The 26,884-nt window shown below is 31.1% G+C and carries 35 protein-coding genes and 2 pseudogenes; 32 read left to right on the forward strand and 5 right to left on the reverse strand.

All coding sequences use genetic code 11. The annotated features are described in order from the left end of the window. Positions 1–229 precede the first annotated feature (229 nt). The 20 genes from CLMAG_RS29175 to dcm all read left to right on the forward strand — a co-directional run bounded on the left by CLMAG_RS29175 (position 230) and on the right by dcm (position 11,383). Entirely contained in the window at positions 230–445 is a 216-nt protein-coding gene (locus CLMAG_RS29175) for a helix-turn-helix transcriptional regulator (RefSeq protein ID WP_066630934.1), read from the forward strand. Between the two features lie 82 nt (positions 446–527). After that, complete coding sequence (locus tag CLMAG_RS34580; protein WP_278331919.1) at positions 528–662, forward strand: hypothetical protein; 135 nt, start codon at positions 528–530, stop codon at positions 660–662. 99 nt (positions 663–761) lie between these two features. Beyond that, positions 762–3,062, forward strand: coding sequence for an AAA family ATPase (locus CLMAG_RS29180; RefSeq protein WP_066630935.1), 2,301 nt, complete (start codon positions 762–764; stop codon positions 3,060–3,062). Positions 3,063–3,083: 21 nt separating this feature from the next. Then, positions 3,084–3,989, forward strand: coding sequence for a recombinase RecT (locus CLMAG_RS29185; RefSeq protein WP_066630937.1), 906 nt, complete (start codon positions 3,084–3,086; stop codon positions 3,987–3,989). A gap of 2 nt (positions 3,990–3,991) precedes the next feature. After that, positions 3,992–4,723 (forward strand): MBL fold metallo-hydrolase, encoded by a 732-nt coding sequence (locus CLMAG_RS29190; RefSeq protein WP_066630940.1) that lies wholly within the window; start codon positions 3,992–3,994, stop codon positions 4,721–4,723. Positions 4,724–4,738: 15 nt separating this feature from the next. Next, positions 4,739–4,906, forward strand: a complete 168-nt coding sequence (locus CLMAG_RS32825; RefSeq protein WP_161487060.1) for a hypothetical protein — start codon at positions 4,739–4,741, stop codon at positions 4,904–4,906. Continuing rightward, complete coding sequence (locus CLMAG_RS29195) at positions 4,870–5,109, forward strand: hypothetical protein (protein ID WP_066630942.1); 240 nt, start codon at positions 4,870–4,872, stop codon at positions 5,107–5,109. Before CLMAG_RS32825 ends, CLMAG_RS29195 begins: the two co-directional genes overlap by 37 nt. A gap of 57 nt (positions 5,110–5,166) precedes the next feature. Further along, a complete protein-coding gene (locus CLMAG_RS29200) occupies positions 5,167–5,481 on the forward strand; it encodes a hypothetical protein (RefSeq protein ID WP_066630943.1) in 315 nt (104 codons plus the stop codon). Positions 5,482–5,508: 27 nt separating this feature from the next. Beyond that, positions 5,509–5,727: a hypothetical protein gene (locus CLMAG_RS29205; RefSeq protein ID WP_066630944.1), complete on the forward strand. Its 219-nt coding sequence runs from the start codon at positions 5,509–5,511 to the stop codon at positions 5,725–5,727. 23 nt (positions 5,728–5,750) lie between these two features. Then, positions 5,751–5,879, forward strand: coding sequence for a hypothetical protein (locus CLMAG_RS34585; protein WP_278331920.1), 129 nt, complete (start codon positions 5,751–5,753; stop codon positions 5,877–5,879). Further along, positions 5,876–6,148, forward strand: a complete 273-nt coding sequence (gene spoIIID / locus CLMAG_RS29210; RefSeq protein WP_066630945.1) for a sporulation transcriptional regulator SpoIIID — start codon at positions 5,876–5,878, stop codon at positions 6,146–6,148. The genes CLMAG_RS34585 and spoIIID overlap by 4 nt, the downstream gene beginning before the upstream one ends. Positions 6,149–6,245: 97 nt before the next feature. Continuing rightward, positions 6,246–6,392: a hypothetical protein gene (locus tag CLMAG_RS32835; protein ID WP_175562222.1), complete on the forward strand. Its 147-nt coding sequence runs from the start codon at positions 6,246–6,248 to the stop codon at positions 6,390–6,392. Between the two features lie 41 nt (positions 6,393–6,433). Continuing rightward, positions 6,434–7,360, forward strand: a complete 927-nt coding sequence (locus CLMAG_RS29215) for a helix-turn-helix domain-containing protein (RefSeq protein ID WP_066630946.1) — start codon at positions 6,434–6,436, stop codon at positions 7,358–7,360. Continuing rightward, the gene (locus CLMAG_RS29220; RefSeq protein ID WP_066630948.1) at positions 7,335–8,054 is read left to right on the forward strand and encodes an ATP-binding protein; all 720 of its coding nucleotides are present in this window, start codon (positions 7,335–7,337) and stop codon (positions 8,052–8,054) included. Before CLMAG_RS29215 ends, CLMAG_RS29220 begins: the two co-directional genes overlap by 26 nt. Before the next feature lie 12 nt (positions 8,055–8,066). After that, the gene (locus CLMAG_RS29225) at positions 8,067–8,450 is read left to right on the forward strand and encodes a hypothetical protein (protein WP_066630950.1); all 384 of its coding nucleotides are present in this window, start codon (positions 8,067–8,069) and stop codon (positions 8,448–8,450) included. 28 nt (positions 8,451–8,478) lie between these two features. Further along, complete coding sequence (locus tag CLMAG_RS29230; RefSeq protein ID WP_066630951.1) at positions 8,479–8,712, forward strand: hypothetical protein; 234 nt, start codon at positions 8,479–8,481, stop codon at positions 8,710–8,712. A gap of 3 nt (positions 8,713–8,715) precedes the next feature. Beyond that, positions 8,716–9,342 (forward strand): HNH endonuclease signature motif containing protein, encoded by a 627-nt coding sequence (locus CLMAG_RS29235; RefSeq protein ID WP_066630952.1) that lies wholly within the window; start codon positions 8,716–8,718, stop codon positions 9,340–9,342. Positions 9,343–9,374: 32 nt separating this feature from the next. Continuing rightward, entirely contained in the window at positions 9,375–9,533 is a 159-nt protein-coding gene (locus CLMAG_RS32840; RefSeq protein ID WP_161487063.1) for a hypothetical protein, read from the forward strand. A gap of 45 nt (positions 9,534–9,578) precedes the next feature. Further along, positions 9,579–9,872, forward strand: coding sequence for a hypothetical protein (locus tag CLMAG_RS29240; protein ID WP_066630953.1), 294 nt, complete (start codon positions 9,579–9,581; stop codon positions 9,870–9,872). 59 nt (positions 9,873–9,931) lie between these two features. After that, a complete protein-coding gene (gene dcm, locus CLMAG_RS29245; protein ID WP_066630954.1) occupies positions 9,932–11,383 on the forward strand; it encodes a DNA (cytosine-5-)-methyltransferase in 1,452 nt (483 codons plus the stop codon). 184 nt (positions 11,384–11,567) lie between these two features. Here dcm and CLMAG_RS29250 read toward each other — a convergent pair whose 3' ends face one another. Beyond that, on the reverse strand, positions 11,568–12,317 hold the full coding sequence (locus CLMAG_RS29250) for a protease inhibitor I42 family protein (protein WP_066630955.1): 750 nt from the start codon (positions 12,315–12,317) through the stop codon (positions 11,568–11,570). A gap of 253 nt (positions 12,318–12,570) precedes the next feature. Here CLMAG_RS29250 and CLMAG_RS29255 point away from each other — a divergent pair, with 253 nt between their 5' ends. The 8 genes and pseudogenes from CLMAG_RS29255 to CLMAG_RS29285 all read left to right on the forward strand — a co-directional run bounded on the left by CLMAG_RS29255 (position 12,571) and on the right by CLMAG_RS29285 (position 16,687). Further along, positions 12,571–12,792 carry a hypothetical protein gene (locus CLMAG_RS29255; RefSeq protein WP_242873173.1) on the forward strand — a complete coding sequence of 74 codons (222 nt, stop codon included), beginning with the start codon at positions 12,571–12,573 and terminating at the stop codon, positions 12,790–12,792. 365 nt (positions 12,793–13,157) lie between these two features. Continuing rightward, entirely contained in the window at positions 13,158–13,517 is a 360-nt protein-coding gene (locus CLMAG_RS29260; RefSeq protein WP_278331922.1) for a hypothetical protein, read from the forward strand. A gap of 28 nt (positions 13,518–13,545) precedes the next feature. Further along, on the forward strand, positions 13,546–13,974 hold the full coding sequence (locus tag CLMAG_RS34025; protein ID WP_066630957.1) for a hypothetical protein: 429 nt from the start codon (positions 13,546–13,548) through the stop codon (positions 13,972–13,974). Between the two features lie 99 nt (positions 13,975–14,073). Continuing rightward, a pseudogene (locus CLMAG_RS34030) lies at positions 14,074–14,502 on the forward strand (Tn3 family transposase); the annotation flags it as partial. Positions 14,503–14,680: 178 nt separating this feature from the next. After that, positions 14,681–14,980 (forward strand): hypothetical protein, encoded by a 300-nt coding sequence (locus CLMAG_RS34035; protein WP_066630960.1) that lies wholly within the window; start codon positions 14,681–14,683, stop codon positions 14,978–14,980. Between the two features lie 7 nt (positions 14,981–14,987). Beyond that, positions 14,988–15,179: pseudogene (locus CLMAG_RS34040) on the forward strand (tyrosine-type recombinase/integrase); the annotation flags it as partial. 24 nt (positions 15,180–15,203) lie between these two features. Further along, entirely contained in the window at positions 15,204–15,401 is a 198-nt protein-coding gene (locus CLMAG_RS29280; RefSeq protein WP_066630961.1) for a hypothetical protein, read from the forward strand. Positions 15,402–15,640: 239 nt separating this feature from the next. After that, the gene (locus tag CLMAG_RS29285; RefSeq protein WP_242873181.1) at positions 15,641–16,687 is read left to right on the forward strand and encodes a galactose ABC transporter substrate-binding protein; all 1,047 of its coding nucleotides are present in this window, start codon (positions 15,641–15,643) and stop codon (positions 16,685–16,687) included. 190 nt (positions 16,688–16,877) lie between these two features. Here the strand turns inward: CLMAG_RS29285 and CLMAG_RS29290 are convergent, their stop codons facing one another. The 4 genes from CLMAG_RS29290 to CLMAG_RS29305 form a co-directional block, all read right to left on the reverse strand. Beyond that, the gene (locus CLMAG_RS29290) at positions 16,878–17,633 is read right to left on the reverse strand and encodes a sulfite exporter TauE/SafE family protein (RefSeq protein ID WP_066630964.1); all 756 of its coding nucleotides are present in this window, start codon (positions 17,631–17,633) and stop codon (positions 16,878–16,880) included. 1 nt (position 17,634) lies between these two features. Further along, the gene (locus CLMAG_RS29295; protein WP_066630965.1) at positions 17,635–18,585 is read right to left on the reverse strand and encodes an ROK family protein; all 951 of its coding nucleotides are present in this window, start codon (positions 18,583–18,585) and stop codon (positions 17,635–17,637) included. Positions 18,586–18,655: 70 nt separating this feature from the next. After that, positions 18,656–20,443 (reverse strand): methyl-accepting chemotaxis protein, encoded by a 1,788-nt coding sequence (locus CLMAG_RS29300; RefSeq protein WP_066630966.1) that lies wholly within the window; start codon positions 20,441–20,443, stop codon positions 18,656–18,658. A gap of 303 nt (positions 20,444–20,746) precedes the next feature. Beyond that, positions 20,747–21,925 carry a levoglucosan dehydrogenase gene (locus CLMAG_RS29305; RefSeq protein ID WP_066630968.1) on the reverse strand — a complete coding sequence of 393 codons (1,179 nt, stop codon included), beginning with the start codon at positions 21,923–21,925 and terminating at the stop codon, positions 20,747–20,749. Between the two features lie 361 nt (positions 21,926–22,286). Between CLMAG_RS29305 and CLMAG_RS29310 the strand changes: the two genes are divergently transcribed. The 4 genes from CLMAG_RS29310 to CLMAG_RS29325 all read left to right on the forward strand — a co-directional run bounded on the left by CLMAG_RS29310 (position 22,287) and on the right by CLMAG_RS29325 (position 26,837). Continuing rightward, positions 22,287–23,099 carry a sugar phosphate isomerase/epimerase family protein gene (locus tag CLMAG_RS29310; RefSeq protein WP_242873174.1) on the forward strand — a complete coding sequence of 271 codons (813 nt, stop codon included), beginning with the start codon at positions 22,287–22,289 and terminating at the stop codon, positions 23,097–23,099. 44 nt (positions 23,100–23,143) lie between these two features. After that, positions 23,144–24,295 (forward strand): substrate-binding domain-containing protein, encoded by a 1,152-nt coding sequence (locus CLMAG_RS29315; protein WP_066630969.1) that lies wholly within the window; start codon positions 23,144–23,146, stop codon positions 24,293–24,295. Positions 24,296–24,397: 102 nt separating this feature from the next. Beyond that, positions 24,398–25,882 (forward strand): sugar ABC transporter ATP-binding protein, encoded by a 1,485-nt coding sequence (locus tag CLMAG_RS29320; RefSeq protein WP_242873175.1) that lies wholly within the window; start codon positions 24,398–24,400, stop codon positions 25,880–25,882. Next, positions 25,863–26,837 (forward strand): ABC transporter permease, encoded by a 975-nt coding sequence (locus tag CLMAG_RS29325; RefSeq protein WP_242873176.1) that lies wholly within the window; start codon positions 25,863–25,865, stop codon positions 26,835–26,837. Before CLMAG_RS29320 ends, CLMAG_RS29325 begins: the two co-directional genes overlap by 20 nt. Positions 26,838–26,884: the final 47 nt, after the last annotated feature.

Genomic DNA, 26,884 nt, shown 5'->3' on the forward strand with positions numbered 1-26,884 from the left:
CAATTATTATTATAACATACGTTTCGTAAACTGTAAACGTACTTTGTAAATAAATAACGTATATGGTAGTATTGCCGATATATTCTAATTATATTCAATAATTTGAACAATATTCCTTAAATTTAAGGTTATACCGAACTTGTCATTTGTTCGGTATCAAGTTACAATATAAACATACCAAATGAATAGACAAGCAATCAAACATGAATAACGAACAGGAGGTGACAATGTGACCAACCTCACGCTTGGGACTCTAATTAAAATAGAAAAAGATAAAATAGGATGGACCTCTACACAATTAGCTGAAAAGCTCAATATATCACGTCAATGGTTATGTGATATAGAAGCAGGAAGAGGGACACCAAGTTTAGAGCTTCTTTCGAAGTTAGATGATATTTTTCCCAAAGCACAAATCTTTCAAACTTACAAGAAATCAATTCGGTAATAGCGCAATTCAGTTAGATCATTTCTGAGTTCAAAACTGCTTCATGTCTTAGCAGTAAAATAATCTATACGGAGGTATATATATGGAAGTAATAATAGTTGGTGATCAATCCAAAATGATAGAAAATTTTACTAAAGCTATGTTCGATATTACATTACAAAGAATAAAAAATAACGATATTAAGTTCGATAAAAAAGAAAGCTCGCCTAGTAAGTAACGATTACAAGCAAGCTAAATAAAAATTATTCTTTAAAGAAAATATACACCGTGAACATGAATATGTCAAGCATTTTAACAAGAAATGAGGGGGTACAGAATGAAAAAAATTGAAATTTTAAAATTATTTCTTAAGAATTTCAAAGGAATAAAAGAATTAGATTTAGATTTTTCAGACATAACAAATATTAGCGGAGAAAATGGGACAGGTAAAACTACAATATCGGATGCGGTTTCTTGGCTACTATTTGATAAAGATAGTCAAGACAGAGTTGTAGGCGATAAGGAATCAAATTTTCAAATTAAAACCTATGACAGTAATAATCAGATAATCCATGGGTTAGAGCATACAGTAACAGGAGTTATAAATATAGATGGCAAGAACACTACTTTAACTAAAACTTACAAGGAAAAATGGACCAAGAGACGAGGAGAATCAGAAAAACTCTTAACTGGACACGAAACACTTTATTACATAGATGAAGTTCCGGTTAAAAAGTCTGAGTATCAAGATAAGATAAATTCAATAGTTAATGAAAACATATTTAAACTTATAACAAACCCTTCGTATTTTAGTACAAATATGAAATGGCAAGATAGAAGGGATATTCTATTACATATCATAGGTGATATAACAACTGATAGAATAATCAATTACAATTATAGCTTAAAAGATTTAGAAAGCTTATTAGCAGAAAAGGACATTGATGTTCTTAAAAAAACTATTGCAGCACGTAAGAAAAAACTTAATGATGATATAAAATCAATACCTTATAGAATTGATGAGCTCAATAATTCTATAAAAGAATATGATTGGATAGGGCTTAACCAGGAATTAAGTAAAAATGAAAAAGATCTAAAGGACATTGAAGATAGACTACTAGATAGCAGAAAAGTTGCTAAGGATACCTTAGAGAATCAAAAACAATTATATGGTTTAACAAGTAAGTTGAAAGCTATAGAAAATGAAGCCAACAGTAATAAAGATAAACCACTCTTTGAATTAAAAGAGAAACTTCAAAAGGCTAATTTTGAATTAAGGACAACCAAAAATACATTAGATAATTTAATTGAAAAGAAAGCTGTTTATGAAAACACAATAGCAGATGTAACAAAAGCTAATGACGAATTAAGGGCAAAATGGCATGAAGTCAATGAGAAAATCTTGGAATTTGATGAAACTAAATTTGTATGTCCTACTTGCAATAGAGCATTTGAAGAACATGATATTGAAAGTAAAAAAGCTGAAATGACAGAAAACTTCAACCAAAATAAAGCTAAAGAACTTTCAAGTATAGGTGCAAAAGGTAAACATGGTAAATCAACAATTGAGAAGCTTAAAGAAGATATAAAAGCTATAGATAGCAAAATAGAAGTTGTAAACGCTGATATAAAAGAATTTACAACAGAGGTAAAAGGTATTGAAATTGCAATAGCTGATTTTAAGCCAGTAGATACATTAAGCAGCAACAAAGAATACCAGGACATAAAAGAAGAGATTGACCGCATCAGTGAATTGATAAAACAAGAATCAGAAGAAATGACAAAGAATAACTTAGCATCAACACTGAAGGATAAAAAGAAAGAAATTGTTGCTAAAATTGACGAGATTAAAGAACAACTTTTAGCAAAGAAAAATAATGAGGATATAAAAGATAGAATACAAGAATTAATGGATAAGGAAAAATCATTGGCAGAACAGATAGCAAAAATAGAAGGTCAGGAGTTCTTGTGTGAAGACTTTATTAAAACAAAGGTTGAACTATTGGAAAGCAACATAAATGATAAATTTAAATATGTTAAGTTCAAATTATTTGATACTCAAGTGAATGGTGGCTTAGTTGAGACTTGTGAAGCTTTAATTGATGGAGTTCCATTTAGTAATTCAAATACAGCAGCAAAAATAAATGCAGGAATAGATATTATTAATACCCTATCAGATTATTATAAAGTTTCAGCTCCAGTAATAATAGATAATAGAGAATCTGTTAATGATATCATCCCATGTAATTCACAAATTATTAATTTAATAGTAAGCCGTGATAAATCCTTAAAAATAAATTATGGTGAAAGTGAATTAAATCAACATCTATCAATTGTTTCAGAAGAAGAAGAAAAAGAACTTGATGAATTAATTAAAAAAATGAAGTCTGAAATCGGCAATTATACTACCTGCATCGAGGATTTAAACAGTTTTCCTGAGGGCGCTGAATCTGTAAAAGAAACGATACTAGGCCAAAGTAGATGGAGTATAGCAAAAGAAGAAGTTTTTAAATATAAAAATCAATACTTTGCGTTTTGCTATGATGCACCTGCAACAGAAATGCAAGAAGGGCAAGATACAAACGCAACAGTTTACAAAGTTGAGCCTATTAAAAAAGAAATAATAGATTTTGAATAATGAAAGTGAGGAATTTAAATTATGGAAAATAAAAATAACGCAGTAGCAACAACTACACAGGAAAAAAATATTACAGAGGATGTATTAAATAGAGTAAGGGACCTAAGAACTAAAGGTGATCTTAGAATTCCACAAAACTACAGTGCTGAAAATGCACTAAAGAGTGCGTATCTAATACTTACAGAGACTGTGAACAAGGATAAAAAACCAGTTTTACAAACATGTTCAAAGGCAAGTATAGCAAATACCCTTCTAGACATGGTAATACAAGGTTTAAGCCCAGCAAAAAAACAGTGTTACTTTGTATCATATGGTGATAAATTACAGCTTATGCGTAGTTACATGGGTACCGTAGCAGTTACTAAAAGATTAAATGGAGTAAAGGATGTAAAAGCATATTGCATCTATGAAGGAGACGAGTTTGAAACTGAATTTGATATAGATACTGCAACGCTGAAAATCACAAAATTTAACCCTAAGTTCGAAAATATAGATATGAATAAAATCAAAGGTGCTTTTGCAGTAATACTCGGTGATGATGACCCAATACATATAGAAATAATGAATATGAATCAAATAAAAGCAGCTTGGAACCAAGGATATGCTAAGGGTGGAAGTGGTGCTCATAAAAACTTTACGGATGAAATGGCAAAGAAAACTGTAATTAATAGAGCTTGTAAAATGTTTGCTAATACCAGTGATGATAGCGATATACTAATAGATGCGTTTAATAAGTCTGACAAAGCATTTGATGAAGAAAAAACAGTTAACAATGTTGATTATGAGGTTCATGAGGAAATTAAAGAAAATGCCAATACTACAATTATTGATGTAGAACCACAAAAACAAGAATTTGTAAAAGCTGACAATGAGAATAAAGAAGAAACTTCAGGACAAGTAAATATTTTAGAAACTCCAGGGTTTTAAAAATGGAAGTGAATGTATTAGGGAGTAGCAGTTCTGGTAACTGTTACCTCCTTCAAGGGAAAAAAGAAACCTTAATCCTGGAAGCTGGAGTACCTTACAAGAATATTTTAAAAGGGTTGAACTTTGATATATCTAATGTAGTAGGCTGTTTAGTTACGCATGAACATTTAGATCATGCAAAGGCTATTAAAGATTTAACACAAAAGGGCATTGATGTATATGCAAGCCATGGAACACTTGTAAGGTCAATGGCAATGAATCATAGAGGACATATCATTAAATCAGAGAAACAGTTTACAGTAGGTGGGTTCACAGTATTACCTTTCGCTGTTGAGCATGATGCAGCAGAACCATTGGGATATTTAATACAACATCAAGAAATAGGAAAGTTACTTTTTATTACAGACAGCTATTATTGTAAATACAAGTTCAAAGAATTAAATCATATTTTTATAGAGTGCAATTATTCTGCAGAGATTTTAAAAGATAATTTAAAACAAGGCTATATTCCAATAGGACTAAGAAATAGGCTTATAAAATCCCATTTTAGTTTAGAAAATGTTAAAGAATTTCTAAAAGCAAATGACTTAAGCCACGTTAAAGAGATAACCTTAATACATCTAAGTGATAGTAATAGTAACTCTCAACAATTTAAAGAAGATACAGAGGCGTTGACTGGAAGGCCAGTGTATGTTGCTAATAAAGGATTAAGTTTAGACTTATCAATATTTTAAAGGAGGAATTTGTTAATGATTAAAATTTTTCAATGTAAAGAATGCAATGAGGTTTTCTCAGTGTCTGCAAATGAGATTAAATTTGCAGTGTGCCCAAGTTGCGGAACTGACGACATAGATCATTCTAAAGAAAGCGAGAATTTATTATGTGGATTAGAAGCCAAAACAGAACTAGACTTGTAAAAGCAGAAATGGTTGAAGTAGTTGACACTAGAATTTTTACTAGTACTCCACCAGAAACAATGATTAGTAAAGGCATTTGTATGGGGACTTATAAAACAAAGGAAAGGGCAATGCAAGTATTAAATGACATACATGGTTTTATAGACTGTGATGGTAAAATGAATAACTGCGAATTAAAAGTATTCGGAATGCCAGAAGAATAACATCACTAAAGAGGAAAGGATTAGTCTCTTTCCTCTAGTAAAAAAAGGGGGATTTATATGATTATCAAAAGTCTAGAAGGACAAGTGTTTAATGTGGTAGTAGACGAGCTTTATTTAAAACCTACATATAGGGATGATTCTGTATGCAGCTGGACAATATGCTCTAACGAAAAAAACCAAGAATTAGTTTTAGGGGTTTACTCAAAAAAGAGAATAGCAGGTCAAATGCTACACATATTGGAATTATGCGCAAATAAGCTCATAGAGACAAGTTTAATTTCAGAGGAACAACTATGCCAGGATATATATTTTCAAGCTATGGAAAGGTTGAATAAAGCTAAAATAGCATATATGAGAGGGGAAGTTAAATAATGGTGAAAATAAGTAGGAGGTATTGATATGAAGACTCAGTATACTGTAAGAACTACTAAAGATGGAAAAATGATGTTTACTAAAGACGTAGAGATAGTTACGAAGGAACATGATGAGTTAGTGCTTGCTATTACTGAGCACATTGGATACGACACTGAAGATGCTGAAATTTACGCACAATGGCTAAAAAACACTTGTTTAGATGCTTATAGATCGGAATATGAATTGCGGAGGAAGATACATTGAACAAGCCACACTGTTATGGAAAAATGGATTGGATCTTAAAATATCAAGAAGATAATACACCAAGAGAAAGTATTTGTAGCTGCCAGTATACAAATAGCTGTTTAAGACTTACTAGAAATAACAATGAGAATGAGGAGGATAAGCAAAGATGAAAGATTATATAAGAGCAAGGGTAGTTGAAGTAGCTAATTACACTATAGCAACTGAAGCTACTATAAGAACTACAGCAAAGGTTTTTGGAGTAAGCAAAAGCACAATACATAAAGATATTGTTGAAAGATTGCTTAAGGTAAATCCTCAACTCCACGAAGAAGTTGAAAAGGTAATACTTAAGAATACTGAGGAAAGGAATATCAGAGGCGGAGAGGCAACTAAGGAAAAATATATGAGGATGCACGTACCAAATACAGTAAACAATTAATATGATTTATTGTTCGTTATTTAGTTATTGTAATTAAATATATGATACAATGGTTATAGTAAGTAACTTAACAAGTTATAAAAAGTGAGGTGAGATGATGAAAACTTTTCCTTTGTATTTTGAGGATGCAGAGCATAAAAAAATAAAAGAAGCAGCAGAAAAAGAAGGCAAAACTATAAAAGATTTTATAGTGGCAGCCATAGAGGATAGGATCATTAGAACTAATATAAATAATTCAAAATAAAGCATCAGATATGACAAAAGAGAGGTGAGGAGGTGAAGTTTTTGATAGTGCCTGCCGACCTAGAGCCGAAAGAATTAATAGTATATGCATGGCTGTATAGACATTCAAATCAAACCCAAGAAAATTATAAAGGACTAAGCAAAAATGAGGTATATGCTTCATCAAGAAAAATAGCTGACCAAACTGAGATACCTCAAAGTACTGTTGCGAGAATACTCACAAAATTAATTAAAGAATACTACATCAAAGAGATATATAAAAGTCGTAGTAAAAAAGAACCCAGCAAGTATTATCTGATTTTTAATGAATCGGTTGGTGAATCGCATATTGAATCAGATAACGGTTCGGTTGATGAATCGGTTAGTGAATCAGTTGTAGACATTGTAAATAAAGGGATAGAGAGCAACTCAAAAACAGTTACTGAATCGGTTGGTGAATCGGATTATGGTTCGGTTACTGAATCGGTTGGTGACTCAAAATCTAATAATATATCTAGTAATAAGTCTGATAATAAATCTATTAATATATCTAAAGATAATATATATCTTGAAATATTCAACTACTATTTATCTTTAGATTTAGTAAAACATAAAAGCCTCACACCGGCAATGAAAAAAGCAATACATAAAGCTATGAATGAAAACAAGTACAGTCTAGAGGACTGTAAAACGTTGCTAGAGAGGCATAAATTAGTAGTTGAGGTCACTAAAAATAACCAGTATCCAGTTAAAGTAAGAACAATACAAGAATTGTTCGGACAGAAAATCAAAGATAGTACAGCCTTAATATGTACTCAATACGATATTGGTGGAAAATATTATAATCTAGCTATTTTAAACCAAAAAGAAGGTGGAAATAATGAGCGAACTGGAAACAATTCTTCAGAGAATAAACAAGAATATGACTGGACTAAAAACACAAAGCCAGCAAACCTCACAGAAGATGAACTCCAAAACATCGACTTTTAAATGTGATTTATGTCAAGATACAAGTTGGGTACCTGGGGAAAATGGCTTTGAAAGGTGTAAATGCTTCCAAAGAGAACTTGTAGAGCGAAGATGGAGAAGATTCGGCATTACTCCAAGTAAAGTAAAAAAGATAAATGAATATGAAACCAGAACAGAAATAACCAAGTTAGCTAAAGCTAAAGCAGTACAATATATAAGAAATTTTAACTCTATAAGATCAACTGATGAAAACAGCTTGGCTTTTTTAGGACAACATGGAGCAGGTAAATCTCATTTGATCATAGGAATAGGTGCGGCACTAGTAAATGGAGAAGATTTTATAAGTGTGGTTTATATGCCTTATATTGAAGTAATGCAAGAGTTAAAGGCTAATGCTATGGATGAAGAAAACTATTTAAAAATCCAAAGTAAATATACCACTGCTGAATTACTGATAGTAGATGATCTATTCAAAGACAAGGTAAAAAAGGGTGTACTTATTGGAGAGTTGAAGGAAACAGATATGAAGCATATTTATCCAATTATAAATTATAGATACATCAATCATCTTCCAACAATTTACAGTTCGGAATGTGACCCGGATATGCTAATGGACTTAGATGGAGCTTTAGCAGGTAGAATATTAGAACCTTCAAGTGTAGTAGTTTTTGAAAAATGCAAGGAAAATGATTATAGACTAAGAAAATTTATTTAAAGAGGGGATTATATGGATTTTCAAGACTTTGAAACTTGCAAGAAATGTAGCAGAAGAGGAAAATGCAAAAATGCTTGCAAAAACTTTATAAATAGCGAGCAACAAGTTGAGATTGACAGGGGATTTTGGTTAAGTGGCTTAAGAGTAGATATGGCGAGACAGGTAGAAGGAGACAGAAAGACCGAAGAATTTAACCAGATGAGAAATAATCTGCTTAATAAAATAAATATAGAGCAAACAATTCAATATGCTACTGAAGAGAATGGATTTAGAGAAGCAAAGGTAATCCAAAAGACTGAGAATTTCATAGCAATACGTCGAGAAAATTCTCGGTATGTTAGTGTGATTAATTTTCTGGATATTTATACAAGGGATGTTGCTGTTACAAATTATTGATTCGTAGTTTGAAGAGGGGGGATTTTTGATGAGAAATACACTTGGTGATTTAAATAATCACCTATTTGCCACACTAGAAAGACTTAATGATGAAGATATAAAAGGTGAGGAACTTCAAGAAGAAATCACAAGGGCAAAAGCAATAAGTGATGTTGCTTCAAAAATAATATCAAATGGATCTCTGATACTTGAAGCTAAAAAAGTACAGGCAGAAACACTTGGAAAAGACAAAACAGAAATTCCTAAAATGTTAGAGGGTTAAAATATGAACGGTAGACCACAAGGAAGTAAAAATAAAGCTCTTCACATATGGAGTAATGAGGAAAAAGAGTACTTAGAAGAAATAACTCCAGGGCATCATTATAAAGAAATTCAAGAGCTTATGAAGGAAAAGTTTAATTTAGATTTAACAATGAATCAAATAAAGGGTGCTATAGGTAGATATAAGTTAAATACAGGATTTACAGGACAGTTTAATAAAGGAAATATTCCTGTTAACAAAGGGATGAAAGGAGTATGTCCTAAAGGGTGCGAAAAAACGTGGTTTAAGAAAGGGCAAAAGCCAATAAATCATAGACCTATAGGAAGTGAAAGAGTAAATGTAGATGGATATGTAGAAGTAAAAATTAAAGAACCGAATAAATGGAGATTGAAACATCAAGTGGTGTGGGAAGAGCATAATGGACCAATTCCCAAAGGGCATGCGGTTATCTTTGGAGATAGCAACCTAGGTAATTTGGATATTAATAATTTAATCCTAGTATCTAGGCAGCAGCTATTAACATTAAACAAGAATAAGCTAATACAAAAGGATGCTGATTTAACAAGAACTGCAGTAATTGTAACTGATATATATCAGAAAATAAGTGAAAGAAAAGCAAAGGCAAAGTGACGCAATCATAATTCTAAGAAAGGGAGAAGATTATGATAGTTATAAAACAAAAAGATAGTAAAGTTGAAGTATACAATAACGGTAAGTTAGTTGTTGAAATGTTAAGCAACTCAAATATTACAAGTAAAATAGAAGATTTGATATTACTAGGTCAAAATAATGAACTTAGTGATATAAAAATAGAAGGTTAGTCGCGATCTGTTTAAAATACGACGTAAGTTAGGGAGGGAAAGTAATTGATATATTGGTATCAAAAAGATGAGAGATTCGAACCAGGTACGGTTGCGGACCAAGGAGATATTAGATTAAAACTTTCTCAGCCGGAAAGATATGTTCAAGGTGAAGGTAGAAAAGTTGTATGTAATACATGGAAATTATATTTATCAATAAGAACATATAAAGAAAATGGAGTTAGAGAAGATTTAAAGCGTGCTGTGGTTGTGGCAGTATTTAAAGAATGTAATTCATTAGAAGAAGCTCAAAATAGAGCTGAAAAATGGTTAAAGGCTTTTATAAAAAGTATGCGTTAGAGCATCTGGTTGCTTTTGTTGAAATGTAAATTATGCGAACTATTGATGGAGGGATTGCAATGTTAAAAGTTAGAACATTATTTAGTGGAATTGGGGCTCCAGAGAGCGCATTAAAAAACCTAGAGATACCTTATGAACTTGTAGATTTTTGTGAGGTAGATAAATATGCGGTAAAGAGTTATTGTGCAGTACATGGGGTTTCGGAGGATAAAAACTTAGGTGATATTACTAAGGTTTGGGGTAGGAATTTACCTTATGCAGACCTACTTGTTTGGGGTTTCCCATGTCAGGACATAAGTGTAGCTGGTAAACAGAGAGGATTAAAAGAGGGTGAAACAAGGTCAGGCTTATACTATGAGGGGTTTAGAATTTTAAAAGAAACCAAGCCTAAGTATAGCGTAATAGAGAATGTTAAAAACCTTGTTGGAAAGAAATTTAAAGCAGATTTTGAAAGTATGCTTGAAGATATAGAAAGTTTAGGCTATAACAACTACTGGAAAGTATTAAATGCTAAAGACTATGGCATACCTCAAAACAGGGAAAGGGTATTCATAGTAAGCATAAGAAAAGACATAGATACAGGAACATTCAGTTTTCCTAAAGGCTTTGATAATGGATTAAGACTAAAGGATTTTTTAGAGGATGAAGTTGATGAAAAATATTATATAAGCCAGGAGAAAACAGATAAACTTATACAAAAGCTAAAAGATAAAGAAGTGTATTCAGTACCTTTGAAATACCTAGATAGAAACCAAAAGAACTATCCCAGTGATTATGCCATGTGTGTTGATACTTGCAATACTAATGGTGTAGCAATGCAAATTAATCGTGGAGAATTAAAAGTAAAAGAAGATGGAATAGCAAGTTGCTTAGATGCAAATTATCACAAAGGATTAGATAATCATGCTGCTAGAACTGGAATACTGCAAGTAGGTATGCTGGATATAAAAGGCAATGAACAGGTAAGACGAGTTTATTCAGAAGAAGGATTGTCACCGACTTTAAATACTATGCAAGGTGGAAATAGGCAGCCAAAAGTACTTATAGATGATACCCAAGGCTTTGACGGTATTAGAATTTATAATGAATATGCGCCTACCTTGAGAAGTCAAAGACAAGGTTTAAAAATAACTGAATCACCAATGCCTGAATTAGTTGGAGGGATAGGCGAAATTAATTTTGGAAAGCAGTACAGACAAGGTAATAGGGTTTATTCATCTGAAAAAACTGCAATGTGCCTTATGGCTCAACCTGTTGGAAATGCTGGCGGTTTTAGCTACTTATACAACGTTGGCTACAGAATAAGAAAACTTACACCTAAAGAGTGTTGGAGGTTGATGGGGTTTAAAGACGAGGATTTTAAAAAAGCTGTAGATGCTGGAGTTTCAAACTCGCAACTCTATAAACAAGCAGGAAACAGCATTGTTACAAATTGTTTATTCTATATATTTAAAAACTTATTACAGGCAGAAATAGCTACAATCTATGAAGAAAATAAGGAATTAAGCTAAATTTAAATCAAATTATCCATATATAAAGATAATACGATAACTAGGCAATTCAAAAACTATTTGTATCTATTGTAAATTTACGATAGATACTCTTTCTGAAAATTATCCGACGTAATAGGAGTTTTAAAACTGGGTACAAATATCTGGGAAATTTAAATATTGATACATGCACCCACAGAAGCTTTTATTTAACAATAACTTTTAGATTAAAAGTGCTCAAAATAGAATTAGTATCCCATGGTCTAGCTTCCTCCAAATTTATTGATGTAGTACCAGTGCCCACAGCTTGAAATAACCAGCGTTTTTTTCCAACACCACCCACAATATTAGGAGAAGAGCTAGTTTGTATATAAGTATCATCGATTATTTTTAGTACATTGTTATTCAAGGACGACTTAAATTTCCATGAGTAACCGCCATCATCATTTTCGGGTAAAGTTAACTCTAAAATATCACCTTTACTCAGCTTGATACTTTGTTTGTTGTAAGTATCATCAACTTTTGTAGCGTCTGCCTTAACAGTAAAAGTCATACAAGTTGGTTTGGACAAAGAATGTCCTGAAGTTGCCATAACTCTATTAGTAACATATAAGTAGTATGGATGACCGGGAGAATAATTGGAAGTTGGTAGTATTTTTATAACTTTGCCATCTTCGCTTAGTTGCAAACTGATATCGACAATGTTAAGTTTATCATCTTTTATGTAAATTGAAGAGTTATCCAACGATAACTTATTAATTGGCTGTGTAAATGTAATAGACCAAACTTTGTTAATAGGGACATCTTCTTTCACTGGTAATGGAGCCCAATTTAAGTACCAGTCTTGTTGTACAAAAGGCAATGACCCAGAAGCAAAAACGGTAGAACAAAATATAGATAATAAGCAAAGTGTACATGATGCTACTATAAGAATAAATTTGTTTAAATTTTTCATGCAAATTACCTCCATGATAAAATATATTGATAATGTTACAAAATTTAGAATTATTACCTAGTTATATAATAACTTAAATTAATATTGTATGATATAATTTCTAATAAATAATAGAAATTGGTAATTTATTTCAGGTTAATATGATACAATAATTAAAATTTAAAATATGAAAGAGGTAAGAAGATGTTAAAGCAGTGGAAGATTGGAATACTGCTTTTTAATGAAGTTGAGGTGTTAGATTATAGATAAAGGAGTGAATTTTATAGGCATAGATATGAATGGGGCACAAAAACCAGAAAATCATCTGCGTATTGATCAGTACTGCGCTGATAGAGGGGTATTTATAATTGAAAATCTAGATAACTTAGACCTATTGTTAGAGAAAGCATCTGATAAGTCATTTACAGTATATACTTTTCCAGTAAATATGAGTGGATTTTCAGGGCTTCGTTGCAGAGTGATTGCTGAAATATAAAAATATATTTTTCATTGAGAACAGGAGGAATAATACACTCTGGTAAGATTCAAAGGAAAAACTTTTTCACATTTATAATATAGGAACATATGATAAGTATTGGTTTGACCAAACAACCAAATTTTCTTATCGAACGAAACCGCTATAGGCGGTGGCGGGATCTGCTGCAATTTTGAAGTTTGGTTTTAAAATCTAAGATATGAAATAGTAAAATCCCTTCTTAAGTCAGAGATTTTTTTAGTTATATTTTATAATAATGTTAAGTTAAATAAGCAGAGAGTATATTTCTTAATGAATATATAAGGTAAGGAAGCACTTAAAGAGTATTCAGAAAAACATAAGAGGAACAAAATCTAAGGAGAAGGATAACAATGAAACCAATATGTAAAAAAGAATACCTTGAATTGAAACCACCCGGGATTGGTGATACAGTGGCTGATAAGGATAGAATCCTGCAGGCATTAAAACCTAAATATGGCAATGTATATATTTCTATTTCTACATTAAAATCTTATTATAAGCTGTTAAGAAATTTTGACTGGAAACTAACTGTCACAATGGTTTGGAATGGTTACTACTGGGAAATCATTATAATAGAACGTGGGAATACTACAGATAAGAATTTTGCCTATGCAGCCGATCTTGGAAGCACAACTGTTGTTATACAATTAGTTGATCTAAATTCTGGAAATGTACTATGTGAAGAAAGCATAAAAAATACTTGATATACTCCAGTTTCGTTCTAATAATGAGGTGCATAAGCCTATAATAAAAGCATTAGAGATTATTAGAAAATATTATAATATTGGTACTCATTATTTTTCTGATACGGAATTTATACCTATTGATGGTGTTGTAAGACCTGTTATGAGGGAATCAGTAATAGAAAAGGATGATCTCGGCCAGGAACGTATAAATAGAATGAATTATGAAATTGTTACTCTACAAGCATTGAGGGATAAACTTCGTTGTAAAGAAATTTGGGTTGTAGGAGCTGACAGGTATAGAAATCCGGATGAAGATTTACCAACTGACTTTGAGGAACGAAGAGAGGAAAACTATAAAGCTTTAAAGCAGCCATTGGATTCTGAAGAGTTTATAAATAACATAAATCAAGCTATGTACAATGGTTTAACAAAACTTGATAATAGTATGCCTAAAAATCCTAAAGTCCGTCTATAAACTAAAAGCAATGGATGGATTACTTTATCACCAAGTGAAGCACAAGATGAGCCTATGAACTTATCAAAGATAAAAGCTGAAATTATGAGACTCTGGCCCATGACAAATCTACTTGATGTTCTTAAAGAAGCAGATCTAAGAATAAATTTCACTGACAATTTTAAAACCGTAGCAGCACATGAGCGATTAGACAGAGAGGAGATTCAGAAACGCCTTATTTTAGCATTATATGGACTAGGCACTAATACAGGTTTAAAGCGTATTTCAGCCGGAAATCATGGAGAAAGCTATCAGGACTTACTTTACATTAAAAGAAAATTTATAAATTATGCTACAGCTTTAAGGTTAGGTACAGCAGAAACGGAATCAATACTTAAAAGGTTTACCAGAAATAATTTGAAACATCCTACATATCTTGCTCTTGCAGAGCTAGGAAAAGCTATAAAAACTATATTTTTGTGTGAGTATCTCAATTCAGAAGAATTGAGAATGGAAATACATGCAGGGTTAAATTTACTTTGCCTCTGGTGACACGGATGCTGATACTACCCCTTAATGTGTATTCCATGAAAGTGTACCTCCTTTACGATTTGGATATAAATATGTATGCAATTGAAAATATTTTTTCAAATCTTTTGAAATTGTATATAATGAGTACAAAATGTTAGAATAAAGATATTCCAGTTTAAGAAAGAGAGTAAAGCAAATGAATAGGAATTTACCAGAGATAATCAAGAGTTACGAGGATTATTTGAGCGTTATTCAGGAAAAGGCATCTAGTACGGTATATAGTTATATAGTTCATATAATGCTGCTTATGGATTATTTAAAATCTAAAGATAAGTACCAGGATTTAAAGATTGATGAAAGATTTATGAATTTAATAGAGCTGCAGGACTTATATGGCTTTTTAAGCTATGTAAAAAAAGAAAGAAATAATAGTTCTTTTGCAAGGGCTAGAAAGATAGCTTCAATACATAGTACAAAAGAATATTTCTGCTACTAACCTTGATACAAGCAAATATACAACACATAAATTAAGACATACGGCAGCCACGCTACTTTACAAACATAGTAATGTTGATATTAGAATCATTCAGACTATTTTAGGACATAAAAATATATCAACTACCACAATTTACACTCACGTAGACAATGAACAGGTGAGAAGTGCAATAAGATCTAATCCATTAAATGAAATATAACCTGAAAGGATATATATATATATAATGATTGAAAAGATATTAAATGTAGCTATAACAAAGTGTTATGGGAATGCAGATGAAAATTCAACTAGAGGGAAGTTTAACATTCCTAAGAAGATTATTAATGATATGGGTCTTACAGAAGATGATAGAACAATTGTTCTTAGATATGATGAAGAAAAAAAGGAATTGCTTATAAAAAAGCATAGAAAGAATTTATGAATTACGAAGAATAAAATAGAGTGACTAATACTTCACTGTGAAATATGGAGGGTTTATGAACAGTAAACAGCTAGAGAACTTATATTTCTATTTACACTCTGTAAATAATTAAAAAATGACTGCATCTTTTATTTTGCAATACAGAATAAATTTTAAATTTATAAACAACATAACATTGAATATATAATTTAGAACAGCTATCCATATCGGAGGATTATAATGAAAATATTTAAAAAATAATTGTATTGATTATTATCTTACTAATAACTTTAACATTAACAAATACAACTAATATATTAGCTAGTTCAAGCTTTAACACTAATAATAGAAATATAATTCGTGCAGCTGTATTATTATATAGTTTTGATGACCTCTTTATGTTACAAATAAAACAAAATTTAGAAGCAATTGAAAGAGAAAATAAAGATAAAATTAGATTTACTTTCTATGATGGAAAAAATAATATAGCCCTACAAAATGAAACAATAGATTCCCTTTCTCAAAGTAATACTGATCTAATAATAGCAAATTTGGCAGATATAAGTGAACCATTTGTAGAAAATGTTATTTTAAGTGTTAAACCTAAAAATATTCCACTAATTCTATTAAGTGTTGATCCGAAAGCAGTATATAAAGCACCCAAATACTATGATAAAGTTGTTTTTACATTAGAAAATGCTAATGAAGCTGCTGCTGTCCAGGCCAAAATTCTTATTGATTTATGGAATACTAATAAGAAAACACTAGACAAAAACAATGATAATATCTTGCAGTATGTTTTGTTAAGGGGTGAAGCTGACAATCCAGTAGCAATTAATAGAACAAAGTATGTTATTTCAGCTCTTAATAATGCAGGTATAAAAACACAGGAACTTGCTCTTGTTAATGCTAATTGGCTAAAAGAATTAGCTAGAAGTTCTGTTGATAACTTATTATTAAAATATGATGGGAGTATTGAAGCAATAATTTCTAATAATGATGCTATGGCAATAGGGGCTATTGAGGCGCTTCAAAAGTATGGATATAACAAAGGCAATAAAACAAAGAGTATAGCAGTTGTTGGAATTGATGCATTACCTGAAGCTAAAGAGTTAGTTGATAAAGGCTTTATGACTGGCACTGTTGTTCAAGATCCAAAAACTGTAGCAGAACTACTTTATAGAGTTGGAATGAACTTAGCTAATAATTTAAAGCCTACTGAAAATACAGATTATAAAATAGTTAACGGACAAATTATAATTCCATTTAAATATCAAGAGTACACTAGTAATACTAATGCTCTATAAATAATTTTAAATACATCCAAGACCTTTTAAGTCAAAGGATGAAATAGACAAGAATATATTATTCTTAAGTTAATGTCTTTATGTAATATTAATCACCTTACTGATATATACGCTTTTTAAAAATTTTCATTATTCTATAGAATAAGACCATCAGTATTAATTGATGGTCCTGTTTATTTTGAAAAGTTACTTATATAAATAATCTTATTGCAGCTATTGCTGTCACAGCTAAAATAATACTACGAAATAGTTTTTCATTAAGCTTTTTAATTATTAAAACTCCCAGTACTGCTCCTATAGCTATGGCAGGTACCATGCTAAATGTAAGAAAAATTGTTTTAATGGGAATATTATGCCAAAACAAGACTTGCAGTGGCAATTTAAATAAGTTTATAAGGAAGAAAAACCAAGCAGTTGTCCCCATAAAATCATTTTTTTTAAATCCTGTAGCGAGTAGATATACACTAAATATTGGTCCTGCTGCATTTCCAATCATGGACGTAAAGCCACAAGTAATGCCTGTAAGAGAATAGAAAAAGGTATTTTTAGGAACTTTTAGATTGTCTCCCTTTTTTTCAGTATAAATCAAAGTAATTAGACATATTAAAACTGAGATAGCTATAACAGCCTTAAATTGTTTATCGCTAATACAATTACCGACTATAACTCCGAGTATTATTCCAATCAATGCCGAAGGCAAAAGTTTTTTTATGTTATTCAACTTTGCATGCCTATTATAATAATATAATGCAAAAACATCTCCTACCAGGAGTATAGGCAATATCACACCTGTTGACTCCTTACCTCCAAATACAGTAGCTATAATTGGTATAGCAGGCATTGAAAAGGCACTAATTCCGGTTTTTGAAAATCCTATAAAGAATGCTGCTACCATTATCCAAAGCCATTGCTCAATAGATAAATTAAATATGTGAAGTATTTCCATGTTATTTGCTTTCTGTTATTGCAAGAGCAACTGCACCAATAACTCCAGCATCATTTCCGAGTCCTGCTAGAACTATTTTTGTATTTTCTGAGAGAGTTGCAAAACATCTCTCCTTTACAATTGCTTGTACAGTATCTATTACAATTCCATGTCCAATTGATACTCCACCACCTAAAATAACCATTTCAGGATCAAAATAAGATATTGTGTTTGCAATGCAGATTCCAAGATAATTAAGAGAATTATTTATAATTTTATTTGCAACTTTGTCACCATTTTCAGCTTCTATGAAAACTTCATATGCAGAAAATTTTTCGTAGTTTTTAAGTGTTGTTTTTTCACCTTTTTCTATTGCTTCAGTTGCTATTCTTGCAATTGCAGTTCCTGAAGAAAGAGCTTCAACGCAGCCGTAATTTCCACAATTACATCTTGGACCATCGCGATCAACGGTAGTATGGCCTATTTCAAGAGCGTTGTTAGTGTTTCCTCTGTAGATTTTTCCGTTAATTATTGCTCCGCCACCTACACCGGTAGATACAGTAACAAAAATCATATTTTCACTGCCTTTTCCAGCACCAAAGAGAAATTCACCTATAGCAGCAACATTTGCATCATTATCTAAATATGTAGGTACACCAAATTTCTCTTCAATAGGTTTTACTAAGTTAAAGTTTTTAAAAGGAAGATTTGGTGTTTCTACAATAAGCCCCAACTTAGCATTTAAAGGTCCTGGTGATCCAATTCCAATTGCTTTTATATCACTAGTAGTCTTGTTAGCATCATTTAAAACAGAATCAATTGCATCAATTATTCTTGAAAGAACTGGAATTTCGCCCTCGTGTGCTTTAGTAGGTATAGTAATTTTACTTATTATTTCACCATTTTCATCAGAAAGTGCTCCACTGATTTTAGTTCCTCCTAAATCTATGCCAATATAATAATTTTTTTTCATTTTTTGTCCCCCTTAGTTTTGATATTTTAATTAATAAATGCTTGAAAGCGTTACGCATTAGCTTACTTTTTTATTCATCTTTTAACTTGAAATTACTAATTTGTTTAATAAGTTTATTAGAATTATCTTCAAATAGCTCTGCAGTTTCAGCTAAACTTTGAGATGATATAGTTATTTCTTCAGTTGAAGCAACTAATTCTTTAGATGAAGCTGAGTTTTCTTCTGATATGCTTGAAATAGAATTTATTGTTTCAACAATTTGATTTTTTTCATCATTTATATTTTCAATAGTAGCGTTTATTTCTTCAATCTGCGGAAGAATATTATTAATAGCTGTCATTATTTCTTTGAAATCGCTAATTGAACCTTGTATGATATTTATTTGTTGTTTTAATTCTAAATTTACGTCATTTGTGACAGATACTACATCATTTGTATCATTAGAAACATCTTTAAGTAGTATATTAATATCATCAGAAGCTTTATTAGATTTTTCAGCTAAATTTCTAATCTCATTAGCTACTACTGCGAATCCCTTACCTGATTCACCTGCTCTTGCAGCTTCAATAGATGCATTTAAAGATAGGAGATTAGTTTGATTTGCAATACCTTTTATGATATCAGTTATTTCATTAATTTCTGAGATTTTAATTCCTAGTCCTTCGATTTTTGTACTTACATTATCAAATGAATTACTGAGTATATTTATAGTTGATATTAGAGTTGACAATTGTGAATTGCTATTTTGCGCCATAGTATCTATTGATTTGGTGTTTCCGTCAACATGTTTTATAGATGAAACAATATTATCTATTTCCCCACCAAATCTTAAAAAAGTATCGTTTATTAGCATTAATTCATTTGATTGAACAGTAGCACCGCTGGATATATCTTGTATGGAATTAGAAACTCCCTGCATTGTACTGTTCATTTCTTTAGAGATAGATGAAAGAGACATAGAATTTTCAAAAGTTAATGTACTACTTTCTTTAATAGTTTTTAAAATACTAGAAATTGAATTTACAGTAATCCCGAGCTCTTTCTTCATAAGGCCTAGCTCAGTCTTTTCATCGCTTTTTATATTCACTGAGAAATCACCAACAGCTAAAGTTTTTAAAATATTAGATAAATCACCTATAGATTTTCTTACAGATTTGATTATAATAATCGCAATTGTAGATACTAATAAAATTGAAGTTATAAAAAGAACTACAAAGATAATTATGCTGTTTACATAGCTTTTTTTATTTTCAGCATATAGATTTTCAGCATTAACTTTATTTTTTTTAGCTGACATAGAGAGTACATTTGAGAATTTAGTGTAGGTTGCATCAAAATTACTTTTAGCAATCATTTTATCTGAAGCGTTCTTAGTGTTAAGTTTTGTTACTTCATTATAGTTAGCTTTAAGAGTGTCAAAAATTTCACTTATGTGTATGTTGAAATTATCATCCTCTTTTGAGAATTGCAGTGTCTTATAATAATCTAAATCGGAGGAAATTCCATCAAGTGATTTATTTATAAGTTCGATATTTTTATCACTTGGATAATCTATTTGATTTGGTATGTCAATCTTTAACGCATTTAGATGCAGATTAATAGAATTTATTTTGATTTCTCTCTCAAGACAGCTTGTATACATTAACTGAAGTTCTTTATGAGCTAAATTTATAGCAATAAATGACTCTACTCCGATAATAAGAGTAGTTAAAATAGAAACTATCCATATAGCAATAAAACTTCTGATTATAGTTATATTTTTAAATGATAATTTTGAAAATAAATTTTTAAAACGTATTATTTTCAAATTATTAAGGGATTTAGCATTTTTTTTTAAATTCAGCATTTTTTTATCCATTGTTATAGCTCCTTTTGCATGAACAGAAATTGGTTTAAAAACAATAGAAATAATATATATTGCAATGAAGTTTCTAAATGTCAACAAGCATTAATCTAAATAGGAATTTTAGTTATATTTTTTATAAACTTTTGAATTATAACTTTAACTAATGTATAAATCATGGACCTTAAAAGAAAAATTCATCGAAGTTTTAAATAAATTTAATAATGAAAAAAATTTTACAACTTATAACTTCGATGAATAATTATGATTAATGATTATGATTATACTATGATTGGATTATAGTTATAGCATAGAATGTTATTTTACATTATTGCAGTTAGTTTTAGTCCATAATCCGGTTTTTGAAGATTCAGCTATTGCGTCACATATTAGAGCAATTTTATAACCGTCTTCAAAATTAGGTGAAACTTCAGTTTTGTCAACAATAGCTTTGAAGAAATCGTAAGTTTCAATTATTTTTGTTTCTCCATAACCTATTCCAAGTGCGGGAATAGGCCATAATGATTCTCCATAAGGATGGTTTGGTCCTGTAAACACTGTTTTAAAGCCCCTTCTGTCATCCCCATCTTTAGCGAAACATACTTGAAGTTCGTCTCTTTTTTCATAATCAAAATAAATTGAACCTAATGTTCCGTGTATTTCAAATGTTAAAAAGTTATTTCGCCCCCATGCATTTCTAGTAGCTTCAATGCTGCCTACGGCTCCATTTTCAAATTTTACTAAGAATAAGTTTTCATCATCAACATCAACCTTACCTTTAGGAACATTATCATTAGATTTTACTGTTCCTAGTTTATCTGAACCACTTGATTGAATTGGTCTTTCAGGTATATATGTTTGGCTTAATGCAGAAACTTCAGCAATTTCTCCAACTAGATATCTAGCCATATCTATTGAATGTGTTGCTATATCGCCTAAAGCACCTGATCCAGCAATATCTTTTTTGAATCTCCATGATAGCGGTGAATTAGGATCAGCTGACCAATCTTGTAGATATGTTCCTCTGAAATTTAATACTTTTCCTATTGATCCTTCGCTTATATACTTTTTAGCTAAAGCTACTGCTGGAGTTCTTCTATAATTAAAAGCAACCATATGAATTACTCCAGATGAAATGACAGCATCGTACATTTCTTTAGCTTCACTTGTAGTTCTAGCTAATGGTTTTTCCGAAATTATTTGCTTTCCAGCCTTTGCTGCAGCTATTGCAATTTCAGCATGAGAATCATTTGGTGTAGCTATATCAATTACATCGATTTCAGGATCATTAACTATATCTCTCCAATCAGTTGTATATTTTTCAAATCCATATCTTTCAGCAGCTTCTTTTGCGCTTTCAATTGTAACATCGCAGATTGTTCTTCTCACAGCTTCAGCAGGAGCTGGATGGAAAAACATAGGCATTGTTGCATATGCCATTGAGTGAGCTTTAGCCATAAATCCTGCGCCAATTAATCCAATGTTTAATTTTTTCATATTTATCCCTCCGTAAAATGATATTATTTAATAATTTTTTGAAATTACGTAATATTTACTGAATTATTTTTATTATCATATAAGAACTATTAAAAGTCAACAGAAATAATAACGTTTACTAGGGTGTTTATAGTAATAAATGTAAAAAATGCTATATAAAAGTGATTTATAGTACATTTATATAGAAAAAACATAAAAAAATTTTTTCGCAAAAAATTGTAAACGATTATTGACACAAGAAAAAAATGATGTTAATCTTAGTGTGTAAACAAAAATTACGTAAATTTTACTGAATTGAAAACTGTTTAATTAAATTAATCTAACTTAAATAAAAAATATTATATGTAAAGGAGTATTATTTATGATTAAACTTGGTTATATGACTAATGCGTTTGGCGCTCTAGTAGGAGCTGGAGGAGGTGTAACAAGTGTAAAAGATATACGCTATGTTACTATGTGCGATGACGAAGAAGCTATTAAAATTATTAAATCTAAAGGTTATAGTGCAATTGAACTATTCGATGGTAATCTTTCTAATTATGAAGGTGATCCAGAAAAATTTAAACAACTATTAAATAAATACGATATAGATTTATTAGGTGTTTATGTAGGTGCAAATTTCATTTATAAAGATGCATTAGAAGATGAACTTTTTAGAATTGATAAAATTGCAGCTTTAGCAGCAAAGTTTGGAGCTAAGCATATTGTTTTAGGTGGAGGAGCTATAAGAGCTACTGGTATTTTAGATTCTGATTATGATTTACTTGCTGCAGGGCTTGATAAAGCTAATGAAATCGTTAAAAAACATGGATTAATTGCATCATATCATCCGCATCTTGGTTCTATGGGACAAAGTCCAGAGCAAATTAATAAGATATTTTCTTTAACTGATATTCCATTCTGCCCTGATATTGCACATCTTGTTGCTGGTGGCAGTGATCCTATTGAATTGTTAACTAAGTATTTTGATCGTATAAAATATGTACATTTAAAGGATTTAAAAGATGGAGCATTTGTTCCACTCGGAAAAGGTGATATCGATATAAGAAAAATTGTTGAATTATTGAAAGAAAAGAACTACAGCGGAGATTGGTTAGTAGAAATTGACGGATATAGTGGATCTCCTGTTGAAGCGTGTGAGACATCATATAACTTCCTTAAAGAAATTTTATAAGTAGATAACAATATTTAAATTTTATATATAAAGGGGATAAGAATATGAAAAAGGGAATTGCTTTAATAATTTCATTAGCGGTTATGACTCTTGCTCTGGTAGGATGTAGTACTAAAAGTACAGAATCTACTACAGAGCTGGCTCCAGCTGAATCAACTGTTAGTGCTGGAAGCACTAGTGCTGATGATGGCACGATAAAATCAACAGGACCAAATGGAGAAACAGCTGTAAATGCTAATGAATTAAAATTAACTGATGAAGAAATAGAAAAAGTTAAGGCGGGTAAATATAAAGCGGCTATAAGTTTTCATTATGGTGGTAATGACTGGTCAGCATCCCAACTAAAAGGTTTACAAGATACTTTTGCTAAGCTTGGGATAGAAATTGTTGGAACAACAGATGCTAATTTTTCTGCTGAACGCCAAGTTACAGACCTTGAAACTTTAACAGCATTAAAACCTAATGTTTTAATCGGACTTCCAACAGATGCAACTGCTACAGCAGATGCATTTAAAAGAGTATCTAATGCTGGAGTAAAGTTAGTTTTCATGGATAATATTCCTAAAGATTTTAAAGCAGGTAAAGAGTATGTAAGTTGTGTTTCTGCCGACAATTATGGAAATGGAGTTGTTGCAGCTGATATTATTGGACAAGCACTTAAAGGAAAAGGGAGTATAGGTACCGTTTTCTATGATGTTGATTACTTTGTTACAAATCAAAGATTAGAAGCGTTTGAGAAAACAATGAAGGAAAAATATCCAGATATTAAAATTATATCAAAAATGGGATTTACAAATGTTAATCAAGCGAGTACTGTTGCTGATGCTATGCTTACACAAAATCCTAAATTAGATGCTGTTTTTGCGCATTGGGATGTAGTAGCTGAAGGTGTGTTATCATCTGTAAAAGCAGCTGGGCGTAATGAAGTTAAAGTTAGTACTATAGACCTTGGAAATAATATTGCAAAAGAAATTGCTCAAGGAACTGTACTTGGACTTGGAGCTCAATTACCATACGACCAAGGTGTTGCAGAAGCAACACTCGCAGCTTATTCTCTTTTAGGAAAAGAAGCTCCACCTTATGTTGCTGTTCCAGCTAAACATGTGGATAAAAATAATATACTTGAAGCTTATAAGGACGTTTATCATGTAGATGCTCCAGATTGGCTTGTAGAAGCAGTTAATAAGAATAAGTAATTCACATTTTATTAAAATTGAGTCAGCCTACGGTTTTGATAATAAATCCGTAGGCTAATTATTAAAGAAATGAGTGATGAGATGAACCAAGCTATTTTAGAAATGAAGAATATTAAAAAAGTATTTGGATCTTCAACTGTTTTGAATAATGTTGATTTCACTTTAAACGAAGGGGAAGTTCATGCACTTATTGGAAGTAATGGAGCAGGAAAATCAACACTAATGAAAATAATGACAGGTGTTTATGTTGCTGATGGTGGAGAAATATATATTCAAGGTCAATTAAAAAAAATATTAAGCAGTAAAGATGCAAAAGATAATGGAATTGCTATGATATTCCAAGAGCTTTCGCTAGTTCAAACAATGACTGTAGCTGAAAATATATTTTTGGGCCAAGAAATAACTAATGGTTATTTGAGAAATACAAAGAAGATGACTCAAGATGCAGTTAAAATTTTAGAGGGATTAGGACTTGATATTGATCCTGATATACAAGTTAATCAACTTAGTGTTGGAATGAGCCAGATGGTAGAAATAGCAAAAGCTATATCTAAAAATGCTAAGATATTAGTTCTTGATGAACCTACTGCATCCCTTTCAGATTCTGAAAAAGAACATTTATTCAAAATAATAAGAGAATTAAAAGCAAAAGGTGTTTCCATGGTTTACATATCTCATAGAATGAATGAGATATTAGAAATTTCTGATTCTTTTACTATATTAAGAGATGGAAAACTTGTTGTATCGGATAAAATCAAAAATGTTAATTTGGACGCGATTATTTCCTATATGGTTGGTGGTGAAAATTCTCAGAAAAAATTTGAATGGGTTGAAAGGACATATGACGCGGACGGTGAAGATTTACTAAAATTAGAAAATGTTAGTGTGAATAATAAAATAAATAATATTTCATTTTCATTAAAAAGAGGAGAAATATTAGGAATTGCTGGATTAATGGGAAGCGGCAGAACTGAAATTTTAGAAACAATATTTGGACTACGTAAAAAAATAGGTGGAACAATTGAACTTGAAGGCAGAAAACTTGAACATAACAGTCCAATTGATGCAATAAAAAATAAGTTTGCTTTAATTCCGGAGGACAGGAGAAAACAAGGTTTAGTTTTGCAACATTCGGTGAAAGAAAATGCCATACTTCCAGTTATAAAAAGATTGGCGAAATCAAACAAAGTGATTGTTGATGAAGTTTTGGCAAATGAACTTGTTAAAGCGAATATAGAAAGATTAAATGTAGTAACTAGTGATATAAATAAAACAATAGGTCTTTTATCTGGTGGAAATCAACAAAAAATAGTACTTGCTAAATGGTTAAATACATCGCCAAAAGTACTTATGTTAGATGAACCAACTGCAGGGGTTGATATTGCAGCTAAATCTGAGATTATCCACATTATAAGAGAGTTTGCAGATGAAGGCAATGGAGTTATTTTTGTTTCTTCAGAATTAACAGAACTCCTTGCAGTATGTGACAGAATTATAACAATATTTGACGGACAGATAACAGGAGAACTTGATAGAAAAGAAATAGCGACAGAGGAGGAATTACAAATTGCAATTCAAAAGAAATAACTTAAAATCTACTTTAGCGAATTTACAATGGAATAAATATATGGTTTATATAGTTTTCTTTGTTGTATTCATATTATTTTCTATAACATTAAGTGACAAAGGTTTCCTGAGCAGTAACAACTTAATGAATGTATTAAGACAAACAGCAATGATATCTATAATGGCTGTAGCTGGAACCTTTATTATAGCATCTGGACAAATAGATTTAACTGTTGGTGCTGTTGCAGCAATGAGTGCTATGATTGTATCTTTAGTGCTTCAATCCACAGATTCTATTGTGCTTGCATTGATTTGCGGACTAGGATTTGGTCTTTTAATAGGTGCATTTAATGGTTTTTTAGTAACAAAACTTAAATTACCATCTTTCCTTGCTACTATGGGTATGATGTCAGCTATAAGAGGTACTGCTATGTGGGTTACTAACACTGCAGCTGTACCAATAAAAAATGATACTTTTACAAGTATATTTGGTATTGGTGAAGTTTTTGGAATTTCTGTACTAATTATTTGGACAATAATCTTTTACGCAATAGGTATAGTTGTATTTAACAAAACACCTTTTGGAAGACACGTATTAGCTACAGGCGGAAATGAATTATCAGCAACATATAGTGGAGTTAAAACACAAAAAATAAAACTTGCTATATTCATCATATCTGGTGTTGTTGCCGCATTTGCTGGAATTTTATATGCTGGGCGTATGCAAGCTGGAAGATTCTCTTTTGGAGATGGAGATGAAATGTCAGTAATCGCAGCGGTAGTTCTAGGTGGTACTGCCATGAGTGGAGGAACAGGATCTGTTATTGGAGCTTTAGTTGGTTCGGTTCTTATGGGGTTAATTAATAATGGTTTAATACTTGGAGGTCTTACTAGCGCTCAACAAACAATTGTAAGAGGATTAATTATTGTTGCTGCAGTTGCATTGAGCAATATTACTCAAGGGAAAAAGAAATAGGATATTCTACAAATAATATAAAAAATCAAATGTTTAAAAATTAATTA

Origin of the sequence: Clostridium magnum DSM 2767 (assembly GCF_001623875.1) — a bacterium.
Classification (GTDB): Bacteria; Bacillota; Clostridia; order Clostridiales; family Clostridiaceae; genus Clostridium_AM; species Clostridium_AM magnum.